We start from the raw sequence: 18576 nt of genomic DNA on the forward strand, positions 1-18576 counted from the left end.
TCCCCGGGGGGGGCTCCCCGCCGGGGGCCGGGCCCGGGGGGGCCCCCCCCGGGTCGCGGGGCGGGGGCCCCCCCCCCCGCTCCACGGGCCGGGGGGGGGGGCCGGAACTTCACGGTTCCGGCCACCCCGGCGGCACGTTTCTGCTGAGGCTGGGCCCCGCTCAGCTCTCCTCGTGGGAGACCGCGCGGCGCGCGTCCGCGTCGAGGACGCCCCAGCTGATCAGCTGCTCGGTGAGCACCGAGGGCGACTGGTCGTAGATGACGGCGAGGGTGCGCAGGTCGTCCTGGCGGATCGAGAGCACCTTGCCGTTGTAGTCACCGCGCTGCGACTGGATCGTGGCCGCATAGCGCTGCAGGGGGCCCGCCTTCTCGACCGGCACATGGGCGAGGCGCTCCAGGTCGAGCACCAGCTTCGGCGGCGGTTCGGCGGCGCCGCCAGGGGTGGTGCCCGGCAGCAACTCCTGTACGGGAACGCCGTAGAAATCCGCCAGCTCGGCAAGGCGCTGTACGGTCACGGCACGGTCACCGCGCTCGTACGAACCGACCACGACCGCCTTCCAGCGTCCCTGGGACTTCTCCTCGACACCGTGGAGGGAAAGGCCCTGCTGGGTGCGGATGGCCCGGAGCTTGGCCCCGAGCTGTTTGGCGTATTCGCTGGACATATAGCTCCCCGGCACTGGGTCGACGCGGCTGGCTTTGATTCCATGCCACGCAGTTGGTAACTCACTGTGAGGTTACGCAGCGTGATTCTTCTGCGTCAAGCCGAATGGTCCACACCGACGCTTCCGTGGTATCCACGATCGGTTACGCCAAGGGGGTGATCAGGGGTGTCGTCCCGGCCTGCTAACGTGGATGGCGCAATCCCGACGTCCTTTAAGGTCCGTCCCGTGAGGCGGAGAAGGAGGTCCGTTTCATATGGACACGCAAGGCTCCGATGCCCGGCCCGTTCTCGAAGGCCCCGACATCGCGCGGGTACTGACCCGCATCGCCCACGAGATCGTCGAGCGCGCCAAGGGCGCTGACGACGTGGTGCTCCTCGGCATTCCGACCCGGGGCGTCTTCCTCGCCCAGCGGCTCGCCGTCAAGCTCGAGGAGATCACCGGCCGAAAGATCCCGGTCGGCTCCCTCGACATCACCATGTACCGCGACGACCTGCGCATGCACCCGCCGCGTGCGCTGGCCCGCACCGAGATCCCCGGTGACGGCATCGACGGCCGCCTCGTCGTCCTCGTCGACGACGTGCTCTTCTCCGGCCGCACCATCCGTGCCGCCCTCGACGCCCTGAACGACATCGGGCGTCCGCGCGCGGTGCAGCTCGCGGTCCTCGTCGACCGCGGCCACCGCGAACTGCCCATCCGCGCCGACTACGTCGGCAAGAACCTCCCCACGTCGCTGCGGGAGGCGGTCAGGGTCCAGCTCGCCGAGGAGGACGGTCGCGACACCGTGCTGCTCGGCGCGAAGCAGACCGCCCCGGGCGAGCAGTAGCCACACGACGGCGTACCTCTCCGGCGTACGCCCTCTCGGCACGCCGCCGCCTGCCCGGAATCTCCCGATACTTGAACTGCCTTACGGAGCCTGAAAGATGCAGCGTCATCTCATCTCGGCCGCCGACCTCACCCGCGACGACGCCGTCCTGATCCTCGACACCGCCGAGGAGATGGCCCGGGTGGCCGACCGACCGATCAAGAAACTGCCGACCCTGCGCGGCCGCACGATCGTCAACCTCTTCTTCGAGGACTCGACCCGTACCCGGATCTCCTTCGAAGCCGCCGAGAAGCGACTGTCCGCGGACGTCATCAACTTCTCCGCCAAGGGGTCGAGCGTGTCCAAGGGCGAGTCCCTGAAGGACACCGCCCAGACCCTGGAGGCCATGGGCGTCGACGCCGTGGTCATCCGGCACGGCGCCTCGGGCGCCCCGTACCGCCTGGCCACCTCCGGCTGGATCGACGCCGCCGTGGTCAACGCAGGCGACGGCACCCACCAGCACCCCACCCAGGCCCTGCTGGACGCCTTCACCATGCGCCGCAGGCTCGTCGGCCGCGACGCGGGGATCGGCCAGGACCTCGCGGGCAAGCGGATCACCATCGTCGGCGACGTCCTGCACAGCCGGGTCGCCCGCTCCAACGTCGACCTGCTGCACACGCTCGGCGCCGAGGTCACCCTCGTCGCCCCGCCCACCCTCGTGCCGGTCGGCATCGAGAGCTGGCCCTGCGAGGTGTCGTACGACCTCGACAGCACGCTCCCCAAGTCCGACGCCGTGATGATGCTGCGCGTCCAGCGCGAGCGCATGAACGCCGCCTTCTTCCCGACCGAGCGCGAGTACTCGCGGCGCTACGGTCTCGACGGCGACCGCATGGCGAAGATGCCCGAGCACGCCATCGTGATGCACCCCGGCCCGATGGTCCGCGGCATGGAGATCACCGCCGAGGTGGCCGACTCCGAGCGCTGCACCGTCGTCGAGCAGGTCGCCAACGGCGTCTCCATCCGCATGGCCGTCCTCTACCTGCTGCTCGGCGGCAACGAGCCCGCCCTCAACCACGCCCGCACCACCGAGGAGAAGTAAGAACGATGAGCAAGATCCTGATCCGTGGTGCGAAGGTGCTCGGCGGCGAGCCGCAGGACGTGCTGATCGACGGCGGGACGATCGCCGAGGTGGGCGTCGGTCTCAGCGCCGACGGCGCCGAGGTCGTCGAAGCCGGCGGCAAGGTGCTGCTGCCGGGCCTGGTCGACCTGCACACCCATCTGCGCGAGCCGGGCCGCGAGGACTCCGAGACCGTCCTGACCGGCACGCGGGCCGCCGCCTCCGGCGGTTACACCGCCGTGTTCGCCATGGCCAACACCTTCCCGGTCGCCGACACCGCCGGTGTCGTCGAGCAGGTCTACCGGCTCGGCCAGGAGCACGGCTACTGCGACGTGCAGCCCATCGGCGCCGTCACCGTCGGCCTGGAGGGCAGGAAGCTCGCCGAACTGGGCGCCATGCACGAGTCGGCCGCCGGGGTCACCGTCTTCTCCGACGACGGCAAGTGCGTCGACGACGCCGTGATCATGCGCCGGGCACTGGAGTACGTGAAGGCCTTCGGCGGTGTCGTCGCCCAGCACGCGCAGGAGCCGCGGCTGACCGAGGGCGCCCAGATGAACGAGGGCGTCGTCTCCGCGGAGCTGGGTCTCGGCGGCTGGCCGGCGGTGGCCGAAGAATCGATCATCGCCCGGGATGTCCTGCTCGCCGAGCATGTCGGCTCCCGGGTCCACATCTGCCACCTGTCGACCGCCGGATCCGTCGAGATCGTCCGCTGGGCCAAGTCCCGCGGCATCGACGTCACCGCCGAGGTCACCCCGCACCACCTGCTCCTCACGGACGAGCTGGTGCGCTCGTACAACCCGGTCTACAAGGTCAACCCGCCGCTGCGCACCGAGCGGGACGTGCTCGCCCTGCGCGAGGCACTCGCCGACGGCACGATCGACATCGTCGCCACCGACCACGCCCCGCACCCGCACGAGGACAAGGACTGCGAGTGGGCCGCGGCCGCCATGGGCATGGTCGGCCTGGAGACCGCGCTGTCGGTGGTCCAGGAGACGATGGTCGACACCGGACTGCTCGACTGGGCGGGCGTCGCCGACCGCATGTCCGTCAAGCCGGCACGGATCGGGCGGGCCCAGGGCCATGGACGGCCCGTCTCGGCAGGTGAGCCCGCGAACCTCGTCCTCGTGGACACGGAATACCGTGGGCAGGTGGACCCCGCGGGCTTCGCCTCGCGCAGCCGCAACACCCCCTACGAGGGCCGCGAGCTGCCGGGCCGTGTCACCCACACGTGGCTCCGGGGCAAGGCCACCCTCGTCGACGGGAAGCTCACGTGACACCTGTAATCCTGCTGGCCGCCGAGAAGAAATCGGCCGAGGTCACCGACTGGGCCGCCCGCCTCGGCTGGCTCGTCGGACTCGCGCTCTTCGTCGCGCTCGTCTACTGGCTGATGCGCGAGGGCTGGAAGTGGCGCGGCACGCTCCAGAGCGACCTGCCCGAGCTGCCCAGCGCGCCGGAGGCCCCCGGCCCGGTGAAACTGAGCATGAGCGGCCGCTACCACGGCTCCACCACCGCCGGGCAGTGGCTGGACCGTATCGTGGCGCACGGCCTGGGCACCCGCAGCCGGGTCGAGCTCACGCTGACCGACGCGGGCCTGGACGTCGTACGCCCCGGGGCGACCGACTTCTTCGTCCCGGCCGAGGCGCTGCGCGAGGCACTGCTCGGCAAGGGCATCGCCGGGAAGGTCCTCACCGAGGGCGGCCTGCTCGTCGTGACCTGGGCGCACGGCGACAAGCTGATCGACTCCGGGTTCCGCTCCGACCGCGCGGCGGAGCACAACGAGTGGGTCGATGTCATTAACTCCATGATCAACAAGAAGACGGAAACGGAAGGCGCACGATGACGACCTCCACAAGGGGAACCGGCAAGGTTCCCGCGGTACTCGTCCTGGAGGACGGCCGGGTCTTCCGCGGCCGTGCCTACGGGGCCGTGGGGGAGACCTTCGGCGAAGCGGTCTTCTCCACCGGCATGACCGGCTACCAGGAGACCCTCACCGACCCGTCGTACGACCGGCAGATCGTCGTCGCGACCGCCCCGCAGATCGGCAACACCGGCTGGAACGACGAGGACGACGAGTCCAGCCGCATCTGGGTGTCCGGCTACGTCGTCCGCGACCCCGCGCGCGTGCCCTCCAACTGGCGCGCCAAGCGCTCCCTCGACGACGAGCTCGTCGAGCAGGGCGTGGTCGGCATCTCCGGCATCGACACCCGCGCCCTCACCCGCCACCTGCGCGAGGGCGGCTCCATGCGGGCCGGCATCTTCTCCGGTGCCGCCATCGCGCCGGAAGCCGAGCTCCTCACGCGCGTGCAGGCCCAGCCGCACATGAAGGGCGCGAGCCTGTACGAGGAGGTCGCCACTCCGGAGGCCTACGTCGTCCCGGCGGTCGGCGAGAAGAAGTTCACCGTCGCCGCCATCGACCTCGGCATCAAGGGCATGACCCCGCACCGCATGGCCGAGCGTGGCATCGAGGTGCACGTGCTGCCCGCGACGGCGACCGAGGAGGACGTCTACGCAGTCGCCCCCGACGGGGTGTTCTTCTCCAACGGACCTGGTGACCCGGCGACCGCCGACGGCCCCGTAGCGCTGATGACCGCCGTCCTGAAGCGGAAGACGCCGCTGTTCGGCATCTGCTTCGGCAACCAGATCCTCGGGCGCGCCCTCGGCTTCGGCACCTACAAGCTGAAGTACGGCCACCGCGGCATCAACCAGCCGGTCCAGGACCGTACGACCGGCAAGGTCGAGGTCACCGCGCACAACCACGGCTTCGCCGTGGACGCGCCGCTCGACAAGGTCAGCGAGACGCCCTTCGGCCGCGCCGAGGTGTCCCACGTCTGCCTGAACGACGACGTCGTGGAGGGGCTGCAGCTGCTCGACCAGCCGGCCTTCTCCGTCCAGTACCACCCCGAAGCGGCAGCGGGACCGCACGACGCCGCCTACCTGTTCGACCGCTTCGTATCCCTGATGGAGGGCCAGCGTGCCTAAGCGCACCGATATCCAGTCCGTCCTGGTCATCGGCTCCGGCCCGATCGTCATCGGCCAGGCCGCCGAGTTCGACTACTCCGGCACCCAGGCGTGCCGCATCCTGCGCGCCGAGGGCCTGCGGGTCATCCTGGTCAACTCCAACCCGGCGACGATCATGACCGACCCGGAGATCGCCGACGCGACGTACGTCGAGCCGATCACCCCGGAGTTCGTCGAGAAGATCATCGCCAAGGAGCAGCCGGACGCGCTGCTGCCCACCCTGGGCGGCCAGACGGCCCTCAACACGGCGATCTCGCTGCACGAGAACGGCGTCCTCGAGAAGTACGGCGTCGAGCTGATCGGCGCCAACGTCGAGGCGATCCACAAGGGCGAGGACCGCGAGCAGTTCAAGGCGGTCGTCGAAGAGGTCAACCGCAAGATCGGGCACGGCGAGTCCGCCCGCTCCGTGATCTGCCACACCATGGACGAGGTGCTCGCCGGCGTCGACGAGCTCGGCGGCTACCCGGTCGTCGTCCGCCCCTCCTTCACCATGGGCGGCGCCGGCTCCGGCTTCGCCCATGACGAGGAGGAGCTGCGCCGCATCGCCGGCCAGGGCCTCACGCTCTCCCCGACCACCGAGGTGCTCCTGGAGGAGTCCATCCTCGGCTGGAAGGAGTACGAGCTGGAGCTGATGCGCGACAAGCACGACAACGTCGTGGTCGTCTGCTCCATCGAGAACTTCGACCCCATGGGCGTGCACACCGGTGACTCGATCACCGTGGCGCCCTCGATGACGCTCACCGACCGCGAGTACCAGATCCTGCGCGACATCGGCATCGCCGTGATCCGCGAGGTCGGCGTCGACACCGGCGGCTGCAACATCCAGTTCGCGGTGAACCCGGTCGACGGCCGCGTCATCGTCATCGAGATGAACCCGCGCGTGTCGCGGTCCTCGGCGCTCGCCTCCAAGGCGACCGGCTTCCCGATCGCCAAGATCGCGGCTAAGCTCGCCGTCGGCTACACCCTGGACGAGATCCCGAACGACATCACCCAGGAGACCCCGGCCTCCTTCGAGCCGACGCTCGACTACGTGGTCGTGAAGGCCCCGCGCTTCGCCTTCGAGAAGTTCCCGTCGGCGGACTCGACCCTCACGACCACCATGAAGTCGGTCGGCGAGGCCATGGCCATCGGCCGCAACTTCACCGAGGCGCTCCAGAAGGCGCTGCGCTCGCTGGAGAAGAAGGGCAGCCAGTTCACGTTCGTCGGCGAGCCCGGCGACAAGGCGCTGCTCCTGGAAGAGGCCGTCCGGCCGACCGACGGCCGCATCAACACGGTCATGCAGGCCATCCGCGCGGGCGCCACGCCCGAGGAGGTCTTCGAGTTCACGAAGATCGACCCCTGGTTCGTCGACCAGCTCTTCCTCATCAAGGAGACCGCGGACGAACTGGCCGCGGCCGAGCGCCTGGACGTCGACCTGCTGGCCGAGGCCAAGCGGCACGGCTTCTCCGACCAGCAGATCGCCGAGATCCGCGGGCTGCGCGAGGACGTCGTGCGCGAGGTGCGGCACGCGCTGGGCATCCGCCCGGTGTACAAGACGGTCGACACCTGCGCCGCCGAGTTCGCCGCGAAGACGCCGTACTTCTACTCCTCCTACGACGAGGAGACCGAGGTCGCGCGCCGCGAGAAGCCCGCCGTGATCATCCTGGGCTCCGGTCCGAACCGCATCGGCCAGGGCATCGAGTTCGACTACTCCTGCGTCCACGCCTCCTTCGCACTGAGCGACGCCGGCTACGAGACCGTGATGGTCAACTGCAACCCGGAGACCGTCTCCACGGACTACGACACCTCCGACCGCCTGTACTTCGAGCCGCTGACGCTGGAAGACGTGCTGGAGATCGTCCACGCCGAGTCGCTGGCCGGTCCGATCGCCGGTGTCGTGGTCCAGCTCGGCGGCCAGACCCCGCTGGGCCTGGCGCAGGCGCTGAAGGACAACGGCGTGCCGGTCGTGGGCACTCCCCCCGAGGCCATCCACGCGGCCGAGGACCGGGGCGCCTTCGGGCGCGTGCTCGCGGAGGCCGGCCTGCCGGCCCCGAAGCACGGCACCGCCACCACCTTCGACGAGGCCAAGGCCATCGCGGACGAGATCGGCTACCCGGTCCTCGTACGGCCCTCCTACGTCCTCGGCGGGCGCGGCATGGAGATCGTCTACGACGAGACCCGGCTGTCGTCCTACATCGCCGAGTCGACCGAGATCAGCCCCACCCGGCCGGTCCTGGTCGACCGCTTCCTCGACGACGCGATCGAGATCGACGTCGACGCCCTCTACGACGGTCACGAGCTGTACCTCGGCGGCGTCATGGAGCACATCGAGGAGGCCGGCATCCACTCCGGCGACTCGGCGTGCGCCCTGCCGCCGATCACGCTGGGCGGCTTCGACATCAAGCGCCTGCGGGTCTCGACCGAGGCCATCGCGCGCGGGGTGGGCGTCCGCGGCCTGATCAACATCCAGTTCGCGATGGCGGGCGACATCCTGTACGTCCTCGAGGCCAACCCGCGCGCCTCGCGCACCGTCCCCTTCACCTCGAAGGCGACCGCGGTGCCGCTGGCGAAGGCCGCCGCCCGGATCTCCCTGGGCGCGACCATCGCCGAACTGCGTGCGGAGGGACTGCTTCCGGCGAACGGCGACGGCGGCGAGCTCCCGCTCGACGCGCCGATCTCCGTCAAGGAGGCCGTCATGCCGTGGTCGCGCTTCCGCGACATCCACGGACGCGGCGTCGACACGGTCCTCGGCCCGGAGATGCGCTCCACCGGTGAAGTCATGGGCATCGACTCCGTCTTCGGCACGGCGTACGCCAAGTCGCAGGCGGGCGCGTACGGTCCGCTGCCGACCAAGGGCCGCGCGTTCATCTCGGTGGCGAACCGGGACAAGCGCTCGATGATCTTCCCGGCCCGTGAGCTGGTCGCCCACGGCTTCGAGCTGCTCGCCACGTCCGGCACCGCCGAGGTCCTCAAGCGCAACGGCATCAACGCCACGGTCGTGCGCAAGCAGTCCGAGGGCACCGGCCCGAACGGCGAGAAGACCATCGTCCAGCTGATCCACGACGGCGAGGTCGACCTCATCGTCAACACCCCGTACGGCACCGGCGGCCGCCTCGACGGCTACGACATCCGTACGGCGGCCGTGGCGCGGTCCGTGCCGTGCCTGACGACGGTCCAGGCGCTCGCCGCCGCCGTCCAGGGCATCGACGCCCTCAACCACGGTGACGTGGGTGTCCGTTCGCTCCAGGAACACGCGGAACACCTGACCGCGGCCCGCGACTAGCAGCCCTGAGGGGGACACCGGAAACGGTGTCCCCCTCTTCGTGAGGACACTGATCATGTACAAGCTTTTCTTCCAGCTCGTCTTCAAACGGATGGACCCGGAGCAGGCCCACCACCTGGCCTTCCGCTGGATCCGGCTCGCCGTCCGCATCCCCGTACTGCGCACCTTCGTCGCGGCCGCCCTCGCACCCCGCTACAAGGAACTGCGCACCGAGGCCTTCGGGCTGCGGATGCACGGCCCGTTCGGGCTCGCGGCCGGCTTCGACAAGAACGCCGTCGCCGTCGACGGAATGTCGATGCTGGGCTTCGACCATGTGGAGATCGGCACGGTCACGGGCGAGCCGCAGCCGGGTAACCCCAAGAAGCGGCTGTACCGTCTCGTGGCGGACCGGGCGCTGATCAACCGCATGGGCTTCAACAACGAGGGCTCGGCGGCCGTGGCGGCCCGTCTGGCCGCCCGTGAGGCGGTCTTCAGGACCGTCGTGGGCGTGAACATCGGCAAGACGAAGGTCGTCCCGGAGGCGGAGGCCGTCGGCGACTACGTGAAGTCGACCGAGCGGCTGGCGCCGTACGCCGACTACCTGGTGGTCAACGTCTCCTCCCCGAACACCCCGGGTCTGCGCAACCTCCAGGCCACCGAGGCGCTGCGCCCCCTGCTGAGCGCCGTGCGCGAGGCCGCCGACCGTACGGTGACCGACCGCCGTGTCCCGCTGCTGGTGAAGATCGCCCCGGACCTCGCCGGCGAGGACGTCGACGCCGTCGCCGACCTGGCCGTCGAGCTCGGCCTGGACGGGATCATCGCCACGAACACCACCATCGCGCGCGAGGGGCTCGGTTTGAAATCCGAACCCTCACTGGTCAAGGAGGCCGGCGGTCTGTCCGGCGCCCCCCTGAAGACACGCTCCCTGGAGGTCCTGCGCCGCCTCTACGCGCGCGTGGGCGACCGGATCACCCTCGTGGGCGTCGGCGGCATCGAGAACGCCGAGGACGCCTGGCAGCGCATCCTGGCGGGCGCCACGCTGGTCCAGGGCTACAGCGCCTTCATCTACGAGGGACCCTTCTGGAGCCGCGCCATCCACAAGGGGCTCGCCGCACGCCTGCGCACGAGCCCGTACGCCACCCTCGCCGACGCGGTCGGCGCCGACGTAAGGAAGGCCGCATGAGCTCCCTGGAACCCTTCGGTGCCCGGCTGCGCCGCGCGATGGACGAGCGCGGCCCGCTGTGCGTGGGCATCGACCCGCATGCCTCCCTGCTCTCCGAGTGGGGCCTGAACGACGACGTGGCCGGCCTGGAGCGGTTCAGCCGCACGGTCGTCGAGGCGATGGCGGACCGTGTCGCCGTCCTGAAGCCGCAGAGCGCCTTCTTCGAGCGCTTCGGCTCGCGCGGTCTCGCCGTCCTGGAGAAGGCGGTCGAGGAGGCCCGGGCGGCCGGCGCGCTGGTCGTGATGGACGCCAAGCGTGGCGACATCGGCTCGACCATGGCCGCGTACGCCGAGTCCTTCCTCCACAAGGACGCCCCGCTGTTCTCGGACGCGCTGACCGTCTCGCCGTACCTCGGCTACGGGTCGCTGAGCCCGGCCGTCGCGCTGGCGCGGGAGAGCGGTGCGGGCCTGTTCGTGCTCGCCCTGACCTCCAACCCGGAGGGCGGCGAGGTCCAGCACGCGGTGCGCGCGGACGGGCGGAACGTGGGCGCGACGATGCTGGCCCACCTGGCGGCCGAGAACGCGGGGGAGGAGCCCCTGGGCTCCTTCGGGGCGGTGGTCGGCGCCACGCTGGGCGACCTGTCGTCGTACGACCTCGACATCAACGGTCCGCTCCTCGCGCCCGGCATCGGCGCCCAGGGGGCAACCCCGGCCGACCTTCCGGGGGTCTTCGGTACCGCGGTCCGCAACGTCGTGCCGAACGTCAGCCGGGGTGTGCTGCGTCACGGCCCCGACGCCGGCGCGCTGCGTGCCGCCGCGGACCGTTTCGCGGAGGAGATCCGGGCGGCTGTGGCGGCCGCCTGAGGCCCTTCGGGGACCTCCGGCGAGTGCCTCCGGGCCGGTGTGAGGCTGGATACATCCTCAAATCCGGGGCAGTATGTCTGAAATATCCAGTCCTGACAGAGGCTGACCAGGACTTTTCCTCTGTTCTCGCTGACTCTGGCGGACTTGGCCGCTAGTCTCCGACGAGAGCGAACGGGCAAGCGTGTTGCTCGTAGCTCCCCAGGTGTGGGGCGACTAGGTTCCTCACCGGTCCGTATCCGACAGTTCGACATCCGAGGTGACGTAGGCGTGGCTCTTCCGCCCCTTACCCCCGAACAGCGCGCAGCCGCGCTCGAAAAGGCCGCCGCGGCTCGCCGGGAGCGGGCCGAGGTCAAGAATCGACTCAAGCACTCCGGCGCCTCCCTTCACGAGGTCATCAAGCAGGGCCAGGAAAACGACGTCATCGGCAAGATGAAGGTTTCCGCCCTGCTGGAGTCCCTGCCGGGCGTGGGCAAGGTCCGCGCCAAGCAGATCATGGAGCGACTCGGTATCTCCGAGAGCCGCCGCGTGCGTGGTCTCGGTTCCAACCAGATCGCCTCCCTGGAGCGCGAGTTCGGCAGCACCGGCTCCTGAATCCCGGTATGCCCGGGACTGGCGTCCCGGGCATACCGGGATTGCTGGAATAATCGCTGCATGGCTGCAACACCCCGGGGGACGACCCCCGTACCCCCGGACGTACGTCCGCGGCTGACCGTGCTCTCCGGCCCCTCAGGGGTCGGCAAGAGCACGGTCGTCGCCCATATGCGCAAGGAATACCCCGAGGTGTGGCTCTCGGTGTCGGCGACGACCCGCAAGCCCCGCCCCGGCGAGAAGCACGGAGTCCACTACTTCTTCGTCACGGACGAGGAGATGGACAAACTGATCGCCAACGGCGAGCTGCTGGAGTGGGCCGAATTCGCCGGCAACCGCTACGGCACGCCCCGCCAGGCCGTCCTGGAGCACCTGGAGGCCGGGGTGCCGGTCCTCCTGGAGATCGACCTCCAGGGCGCCCGGCAGGTCCGCGAGTCCATGTCCGAGGCCCAGCTGGTGTTCCTGGCTCCTCCCTCCTGGGAGGAGCTGGTGCGCAGGCTCACCGGCCGGGGTACCGAGCCGCCCGAGGTGATCGAGCGCCGCCTGGAGGCGGCGAAGATCGAACTGGCGGCCGAGTCGGAGTTCGACGTGACCCTGGTCAATACCTCCGTCGAGGACGTGGCGCGCGAGCTGCTAGCCTTGATGGATGTTGTGTGATCACGAGCATGTGATCATGACCGATCTTTTCCCATCCATCGGAAGGTAGAGCGTGTCCTCTTCCATCTCCGCGCCCGAGGGCATCATCAACCCGCCGATCGACGAGCTCCTCGAGGCCACCGACTCGAAGTACAGCCTCGTGATCTACGCGGCCAAGCGGGCCCGCCAGATCAACGCGTACTACTCGCAGCTCGGCGAGGGCCTCCTCGAGTACGTCGGTCCGCTCGTCGACACCCACGTCCACGAGAAGCCGCTCTCGATCTCCCTGCGCGAGATCAACGCGGGGCTGCTGACGTCCGAGGCCGTCGAGGGCCCGGCGCAGTAATATTTTCAGTTTGCGGTTGGCTTTTCCACAGGCCCGGCAGCGCGACTGCCGGGCCTGTGGTGTGTGATGGAGTCGTGCGTCAGCGCACGCGAGCCGAGTCCGGGGAGAGACGGTGGACAAGCCGAAGGTCGTTCTGGGGGTCAGTGGCGGCATCGCCGCGTACAAGGCCTGTGAGCTGCTGCGCAGACTGACGGAGTCGGGCCACGACGTTCGCGTCGTCCCCACCGCCTCCGCGCTGCACTTCGTCGGAGCCGCCACGTGGTCCGCCCTCTCCGGCAACCCCGTCTCGACCGAGGTCTGGGACGACGTCCATGAGGTCCCACACGTCCGCATCGGCCAGCACGCCGACCTGGTGGTCGTCGCCCCGGCCACGGCCGACATGCTCGCCAAGGCTGCCCACGGCCTGGCGGACGACCTGCTCACGAACACGCTCCTCACCGCCCGCTGTCCCGTCGTCTTCGCTCCCGCGATGCACACGGAGATGTGGGAGCACCCGGCCACCCAGGAGAACGTGGCCACGCTGCGCCGCCGGGGCACGGTCGTCATCGAGCCGGCCGTGGGTCGTCTCACCGGCGTCGACACGGGCAAGGGCCGACTGCCCGACCCGGGCGAGATCTTCGAGGTCTGCCGCCGGGTGCTCGCACGGGGCGTGGCGGAGCCGGACCTCGCCGGCCGCCATGTCGTCGTCAGTGCCGGCGGCACGCGCGAGCCCCTCGACCCGGTGCGCTTCCTCGGCAACCGCTCCTCGGGCAAGCAGGGCTACGCCCTCGCCCGGACGGCCGCGGCGCGGGGTGCCCGGGTCACGCTGATCGCCGCGAACACCGGCCTGCCCGACCCGGCGGGCGTGGACGTCGTCCAGGTCGGCACGGCCGTCCAGCTGCGCGAGGCCGTACTCAAGGCGGCCGCGGACGCGGACGCGGTCGTGATGGCGGCCGCGGTCGCCGACTTCCGCCCGGCGGCGTACGCGGCCGGAAAGATCAAGAAGAAGGACGGGCAGGACCCGGACCCCATCGTTCTCGTACGGAATCCGGACATCCTGGCGGAGATATCCACCGATCGGGCGCACCCCGGCCAGGTGGTCGTCGGCTTCGCCGCCGAGACCGACGACGTCCTCGCCAATGGCCGCACCAAGCTGCGGCGCAAGGGCTGCGACCTGCTCGTGGTGAACGAAGTGGGGGAGCGCAAGACCTTCGGTTCCGAGGAGAACGAGGCCGTGGTGCTGGGCGCCGACGGCACTGAGACGCCGGTACCGCACGGCCCGAAGGAGGCCCTGGCCGAGACCGTGTGGGACCTTGTGGCGCAACGCCTGGGGTGAATGTTTCCTTCAGCACAAGGATCGCTGCCACCCCGCACATTCGGGCGTGGCGGCCCTGGTCAAGCCCGCTCGGCATTGGGCAGAATGCCCGTGCCGCAGGTCACAGCGCTTCCGAGAGGCGAGACAGGTGGGCCTGTGGCCTAGCACGACCGATAAACTGTTTCTCGGACGACGCCAGGCGCAGCCCTGTCCCGTCCGCCAATGATCAGCCAGCAGCCGCTGCAACCCCAGGGAGCGTTGTGTCCCGTCGCCTGTTCACTTCGGAGTCTGTGACCGAGGGTCACCCCGACAAGATCGCTGACCAGATCAGCGACACCATTCTCGACGCGCTCCTGCGCGAGGACCCGACCTCTCGGGTCGCCGTCGAGACCCTGATCACCACCGGTCTGGTGCACGTGGCCGGAGAGGTCACCACCAAGGCCTACGCGCCGATCCCGCAGCTCGTGCGCGAGAAGATCCTCGAGATCGGTTACGACTCCTCGAAGAAGGGCTTCGACGGCGCCTCCTGTGGCGTCTCGGTGTCGATCGGTTCGCAGTCCCCGGACATCGCGCAGGGCGTCGACACGGCGTACGAGTCCCGGGTCGAGGGTGACGACGACGAACTGGACAAGCAGGGCGCGGGCGACCAGGGCCTGATGTTCGGCTACGCGAGCGACGAGACGCCGACCCTGATGCCGCTGCCGATCTTCCTGGCGCACCGTCTGTCGAAGCGCCTGTCGGACGTCCGCAAGAACGGCACCATCCCCTACCTGCGCCCCGACGGCAAGACGCAGGTCACCATCGAGTACGACGGCGACAAGGCGGTCCGCCTGGACACCGTCGTCGTCTCCTCCCAGCACGCCAGCGACATCGACCTGGAGTCGCTGCTCGCCCCCGACATCCGCGAGTTCGTCGTGGAGCCGGAGCTGAAGGCGCTTCTCGACGACGGCATCAAGCTGGACACCGAGGGCTACCGCCTGCTGGTCAACCCCACCGGCCGCTTCGAGATCGGCGGCCCGATGGGCGACGCCGGCCTCACCGGCCGCAAGATCATCATCGACACGTACGGCGGCTTCGCCCGCCACGGCGGCGGCGCCTTCTCCGGCAAGGACCCGTCCAAGGTCGACCGCTCGGCCGCGTACGCCATGCGCTGGGTCGCCAAGAACGTCGTCGCCGCGGGCCTTGCCTCCCGCTGCGAGGTCCAGGTCGCCTACGCGATCGGCAAGGCCGAGCCCGTCGGCCTCTTCGTCGAGACCTTCGGCACCGCCAAGATCGACGCCGAGAAGATCGAGAAGGCGATCGACGAGGTCTTCGACCTCCGTCCGGCCGCCATCATCCGCGACCTCGACCTGCTCCGTCCGATCTACGCCCAGACCGCGGCGTACGGCCACTTCGGCCGCGAGCTCCCCGACTTCACGTGGGAGCGCACGGACCGCGTGGAGGCGCTGCGGCAGGCTGCTGGGCTGTAATCCGGCCTCCGGCTGTGCGTCCGGGCCCGGCGCTCCTTTCCGAGGAGCGCCGGGCCCGTGTCGTGCGCGGCGGCCGGACCTGGCGCAGTGCCGGGAACGGAAATGACTGGCGGCGCGGGAGAGCGGGTCCGTACGCTGGCGACCTCCCGGTGCGAAGGCCGCGGTTCCTTCGGTGGAGTGCGCCCATGGGCGCGCGGTGAATCTGGAATTGTGTTGCCGCTGCCAGGTGGATCTCGGGAGGCCCTGGGGAGCGCGGGCGCCGTCGTTCGTCAGTCCCGTGTTGTCAGTCCCGTTTGGTAAGAATGCAAGCGTGAGCAGCGAGAACGAGACGGGGACGGGCGGAGCCGAGGGGGCGCCGCCCGAGCAGCTCGCGTTCATTCGGGAGAGTGTGCGCAACGCCAAGGTGCCGCGGGCCAAGCCGCGGACGTGGCGGGGGGCCGCGTTGGCGAAGGAGCTGCCCGTTGCGCGGGTGCTCGTCGACAAGGGTGTCCTGCATCTCGACCGGTACTTCGACTACGCCGTTCCCGAAGAGCTGGACGCGGATGCACAGCCCGGGGTACGGGTCCGGGTGCGGTTCGGGGCCGGACGGCACCGGGTGCGGGAAGGGCGGCGCGAGGGCGGGGGCCTCATCGGCGGGTTTCTCGTGGAGCGGCGGGCCGAGTCCGACTACTCCGGGCCGTTGGCCGCGCTTGCCCAGGTCGTTTCGCCCGAGCCCGTTCTGAGCGAGGAGTTGCTGGGGCTGGCGCGGGCCGTTGCCGACCGGTACGCCGGGAGCCTCGCCGATGTGCTCCAGCTCGCCGTGCCGCCCCGCAGCGCGCGGGCCGAGCAGCGGCCCTCGCCGGCGCCGTTGCCGCCGCCCGGTGCGCCTGAGGCGGGGTCCTGGGCCCGGTATGAGCGGGGGGCCGCGTTTCTGGAGGCCCTGGCCTCGGGAGAGTCGCCGCGTGCCGTGTGGAACGCCCTGCCAGGGCCCGAGTGGAGCGAGGAGCTGGCGCGGGCCGTCGCCGCGACGCTCGCCTCCGGGCGTGGGGCGCTCGTCGTCGTGCCGGACGGGCGGGCCGCCTCGCGTGTCGATGCCGCGTTGACCGCGCTGCTGGGTGAGGGGCGGCATGCGCTGCTCACCGCCGACGCCGGGCCCGAGAAGCGGTACCGGGAGTGGCTCGCGGTGCGACGGGGGTCCGTACGGGCCGTGGTGGGGACGCGGGCCGCCATGTTCGCCCCGGTGCGGGAGCTCGGGCTGGTCGCCCTCTGGGACGACGGGGACGACAGCCACAGCGAGCAGCATGCCCCCCAACCGCATGCGCGTGAGGTGCTGTTGCTGCGGGCAGCCCAGGACAAGTGCGGCTTCCTGTTGGGGAGCTGGGGCTGCACCGTGGAGGCCGCGCAGCTCGTCGAGAGCGGATGGGCGCGGCCGCTTGTCGCCGGGCGCGAGCAGGTGCGGCGCGTCGCTCCGCTCGTACGGACCGTCGGGGACGTGGATCTGGCCCGGGACGAGGCCGCGCGGGCTGCCCGGCTGCCGACCCTGGCCTGGCAGGTGGCCCGCGACGGGCTGCGGCACGGACCGGTGCTCGTGCAGGTGCCCCGGCGCGGGTACGTGCCGCGGATGGCCTGTGCGCAGTGCCGGGCGCCTGCGCGGTGCCGGCACTGTGCCGGGCCGTTGGAGGCGCGGGACGGCGGGGCGCTGTGGTGCGGGTGGTGCGGGCGCGAGGAAGGTGCCTGGCACTGCCCGGAGTGCGGGTCGTACCGATGGCGGGCCCAGGTCGTGGGGGCGCGGCGCACCGCCGAGGAGCTGGGGCGGGCGTTTCCGGCGGTGCCGGTGCGGACCTCCGGGCGCGAGCATGTGCTGGACACCGTGCCGGGGACGCCCGCGCTGATCGTGAGCACACCGGGGGCCGAGCCCGTCGCCGAGGGAGGCTACGCGGCGGCCCTGCTGCTCGACGGCTGGGCCATGCTCGGGCGACCTGATCTGCGGGCCGGCGAGGACGCCCTGCGCCGGTGGATCGCCGCGGCCGCGCTCGTGCGGCCGCAGGGCGTCGGCGGGACCGTGGCCGTCGTCGCCGAGCCGACCCTACGGCCCGTGCAGGCGCTGGTGCGGTGGGATCCCGTCGGCCATGCGGTGCGCGAGCTCGCCGAGCGGGCCGAGCTGGGCTTTCCCCCGGTGTCGCGGATGGCGGCCGTGTCGGGCCCGGCGGAGGCGGTCGCCGCGTTCCTCGGTTCGGCGGAGCTGCCTCGGGAGGCCGAGGTACTGGGGCCCGTGCCGGTGCCCGGCACGGTGGCGGGGCGCCCGCGGCGGCCGGGGGCGCCGCCTCCGGGAGAGCACTGGGAGCGTGCGTTGGTCCGGGTGCCGCCGGGGAGCGGCGCCGCGCTGGCATCCGCGCTGAAGGCAGCGCAGGCGGCGCGGATGGCGCGGGGGACGGGCGGCCGCGGGGGAGGCACGAGTGAACCCGTGTGGCTGAGGATCGATCCGCCCGACATCGGGTGAGGCGCGGTGGTCTGCCGTAGCGGGATCCGCCGGAGGAGGGCGCAGCATGCGGCTGCCCTCCCGGGGCTCGCCGGGAGGGCAGGGTGAAGGTGCGTCAGCCGTTGCGGGGCGCGGGGAAGGCCGTCGGTCTGACCTCGTCGCGCAGTGCGGGGCTGCCCGCCGTCGGCTGGGTCGGCATCGAGCGGGCCGCGGGGACCGTCGGCACCGCGGCGATCCCGGTGCCCACGTTGACCGGGCGGGCGGCCGACGGGTCCGCGGTCCGCTCGGCCTCGGCGGCCGCCTGGGCCGCGGCGCGACGGGCGCCGTAACGGCGGTGGACCGCCTGCTTGGTGACACCGAGTGCGGAGCCCACCGCGTCCCACGAGAAGCCGAGCGAGCGGTCGAAGTCGACCGCGGCCGTGACCAGGGTCTCGACACTGTCCCGCAGTTCCTGGGCGAGACGGACCGTCGGGGCGGGGGCGCGTCCGTACACGACGAAGCCCGTGGAGGGGCCGGAGCGGCGCGGACGGTAGACGTTGCCCAGCTGCGCGGTGAGCGTACGGAGTGCGTCCACCTGGCGGCGGACCCGCTCGATGTCCCGCACCAGCAGGTGCAGGCTGGCCCGGGCCTGGGCGTCGTGGGTTGCGTGGTCGGCCATGAACAAGCCTCTCGAACCGGCGTTGAAAGGAATTGGGCCGCTCAGGCGGCCCGTTGTGGTCAACTCTTACTTGACCAACGCGCATGCGCTCCGCTGGTCACGGTGTGGGGGCGTAGGGGCATATGCGTACGCCCCCGGCGTGAGGGTGCGCTGTGCGCCTCGGCCTTCGGCCGGGCGCTCTTCTCTCGCACCCGCGCACCACCCGTTTCCAGTTGGCCAAGGAGGCCGGGCTCTCCTGTGGGAGCGCAGCGCCGTCGGCGGCC

Annotated in this window: 16 protein-coding genes; 14 read left to right on the forward strand and 2 right to left on the reverse strand. The window is 70.9% G+C overall.

The genetic code is table 11. The features are described 5' to 3' along the window. Positions 1–160: 160 nt before the first annotated feature. Positions 161–661 (reverse strand): transcriptional regulator BldD, encoded by a 501-nt coding sequence (gene bldD, locus ABT114_RS39625; RefSeq protein WP_009313753.1) that lies wholly within the window; start codon positions 659–661, stop codon positions 161–163. Positions 662–914: 253 nt separating this feature from the next. Between bldD and pyrR the strand changes: the two genes are divergently transcribed. The 14 genes from pyrR (at position 915) to ABT114_RS39695 (ending at position 17676) form a co-directional block, all read left to right on the forward strand. Further along, on the forward strand, positions 915–1484 hold the full coding sequence (gene pyrR / locus ABT114_RS39630) for a bifunctional pyr operon transcriptional regulator/uracil phosphoribosyltransferase PyrR (protein WP_351148932.1): 570 nt from the start codon (positions 915–917) through the stop codon (positions 1482–1484). A gap of 97 nt (positions 1485–1581) precedes the next feature. Continuing rightward, positions 1582–2562, forward strand: coding sequence for an aspartate carbamoyltransferase catalytic subunit (locus ABT114_RS39635; RefSeq protein WP_351148935.1), 981 nt, complete (start codon positions 1582–1584; stop codon positions 2560–2562). Between the two features lie 5 nt (positions 2563–2567). Continuing rightward, the gene (locus ABT114_RS39640; RefSeq protein WP_351148938.1) at positions 2568–3854 is read left to right on the forward strand and encodes a dihydroorotase; all 1287 of its coding nucleotides are present in this window, start codon (positions 2568–2570) and stop codon (positions 3852–3854) included. Further along, entirely contained in the window at positions 3851–4420 is a 570-nt protein-coding gene (locus ABT114_RS39645; RefSeq protein ID WP_351148941.1) for a PH-like domain-containing protein, read from the forward strand. The genes ABT114_RS39640 and ABT114_RS39645 overlap by 4 nt, the downstream gene beginning before the upstream one ends. Continuing rightward, positions 4417–5559, forward strand: a complete 1143-nt coding sequence (carA, locus tag ABT114_RS39650; RefSeq protein ID WP_351148944.1) for a glutamine-hydrolyzing carbamoyl-phosphate synthase small subunit — start codon at positions 4417–4419, stop codon at positions 5557–5559. Before ABT114_RS39645 ends, carA begins: the two co-directional genes overlap by 4 nt. After that, positions 5552–8860: a carbamoyl-phosphate synthase large subunit gene (gene carB, locus ABT114_RS39655; protein ID WP_351148946.1), complete on the forward strand. Its 3309-nt coding sequence runs from the start codon at positions 5552–5554 to the stop codon at positions 8858–8860. The genes carA and carB overlap by 8 nt, the downstream gene beginning before the upstream one ends. 55 nt (positions 8861–8915) lie before the next feature. Then, positions 8916–10022: a quinone-dependent dihydroorotate dehydrogenase gene (locus ABT114_RS39660; protein WP_351148949.1), complete on the forward strand. Its 1107-nt coding sequence runs from the start codon at positions 8916–8918 to the stop codon at positions 10020–10022. After that, on the forward strand, positions 10019–10864 hold the full coding sequence (gene pyrF, locus ABT114_RS39665) for an orotidine-5'-phosphate decarboxylase (protein ID WP_351148951.1): 846 nt from the start codon (positions 10019–10021) through the stop codon (positions 10862–10864). The genes ABT114_RS39660 and pyrF overlap by 4 nt, the downstream gene beginning before the upstream one ends. 267 nt (positions 10865–11131) lie before the next feature. Further along, the gene (locus ABT114_RS39670) at positions 11132–11455 is read left to right on the forward strand and encodes an integration host factor (protein WP_003977346.1); all 324 of its coding nucleotides are present in this window, start codon (positions 11132–11134) and stop codon (positions 11453–11455) included. Between the two features lie 60 nt (positions 11456–11515). Further along, the gene (gene gmk, locus ABT114_RS39675) at positions 11516–12109 is read left to right on the forward strand and encodes a guanylate kinase (RefSeq protein ID WP_351148954.1); all 594 of its coding nucleotides are present in this window, start codon (positions 11516–11518) and stop codon (positions 12107–12109) included. Positions 12110–12161: 52 nt separating this feature from the next. Beyond that, positions 12162–12434 (forward strand): DNA-directed RNA polymerase subunit omega, encoded by a 273-nt coding sequence (rpoZ, locus tag ABT114_RS39680; RefSeq protein WP_030247008.1) that lies wholly within the window; start codon positions 12162–12164, stop codon positions 12432–12434. 112 nt (positions 12435–12546) lie between these two features. Then, positions 12547–13749 carry a bifunctional phosphopantothenoylcysteine decarboxylase/phosphopantothenate--cysteine ligase CoaBC gene (gene coaBC / locus ABT114_RS39685; RefSeq protein ID WP_351148957.1) on the forward strand — a complete coding sequence of 401 codons (1203 nt, stop codon included), beginning with the start codon at positions 12547–12549 and terminating at the stop codon, positions 13747–13749. Positions 13750–13988: 239 nt separating this feature from the next. Beyond that, positions 13989–15197 carry a methionine adenosyltransferase gene (metK, locus tag ABT114_RS39690; RefSeq protein ID WP_351148960.1) on the forward strand — a complete coding sequence of 403 codons (1209 nt, stop codon included), beginning with the start codon at positions 13989–13991 and terminating at the stop codon, positions 15195–15197. A gap of 310 nt (positions 15198–15507) precedes the next feature. Further along, positions 15508–17676 (forward strand): primosomal protein N', encoded by a 2169-nt coding sequence (locus ABT114_RS39695; protein ID WP_351148963.1) that lies wholly within the window; start codon positions 15508–15510, stop codon positions 17674–17676. A 94-nt stretch (positions 17677–17770) separates the two neighbouring features. Here the strand turns inward: ABT114_RS39695 and ABT114_RS39700 are convergent, their stop codons facing one another. Beyond that, on the reverse strand, positions 17771–18313 hold the full coding sequence (locus tag ABT114_RS39700; RefSeq protein ID WP_351148965.1) for a hypothetical protein: 543 nt from the start codon (positions 18311–18313) through the stop codon (positions 17771–17773). Between the last annotated feature and the right edge of the window lie 263 nt (positions 18314–18576).

This window comes from Streptomyces sp. NPDC002088, assembly GCF_040296605.1.
Lineage (GTDB): Bacteria > Actinomycetota > Actinomycetes > Streptomycetales > Streptomycetaceae > Streptomyces.

Bases quoted from the DNA above. Each gene is read 5' to 3' on its own strand.
- bldD (WP_009313753.1), bottom strand. From the start codon at position 661: ATGTCCAGCGAATACGCCAAACAGCTCGGGGCCAAGCTCCGGGCCATC.
- pyrR (WP_351148932.1), top strand. From the start codon at position 915: ATGGACACGCAAGGCTCCGATGCCCGGCCCGTTCTCGAAGGCCCCGAC.
- ABT114_RS39635 (WP_351148935.1), top strand. From the start codon at position 1,582: ATGCAGCGTCATCTCATCTCGGCCGCCGACCTCACCCGCGACGACGCC.
- ABT114_RS39640 (WP_351148938.1), top strand. From the start codon at position 2,568: ATGAGCAAGATCCTGATCCGTGGTGCGAAGGTGCTCGGCGGCGAGCCG.
- carA (WP_351148944.1), top strand. From the start codon at position 4,417: ATGACGACCTCCACAAGGGGAACCGGCAAGGTTCCCGCGGTACTCGTC.
- ABT114_RS39660 (WP_351148949.1), top strand. From the start codon at position 8,916: ATGTACAAGCTTTTCTTCCAGCTCGTCTTCAAACGGATGGACCCGGAG.
- pyrF (WP_351148951.1), top strand. From the start codon at position 10,019: ATGAGCTCCCTGGAACCCTTCGGTGCCCGGCTGCGCCGCGCGATGGAC.
- gmk (WP_351148954.1), top strand. From the start codon at position 11,516: ATGGCTGCAACACCCCGGGGGACGACCCCCGTACCCCCGGACGTACGT.
- ABT114_RS39700 (WP_351148965.1), bottom strand. From the start codon at position 18,313: ATGGCCGACCACGCAACCCACGACGCCCAGGCCCGGGCCAGCCTGCAC.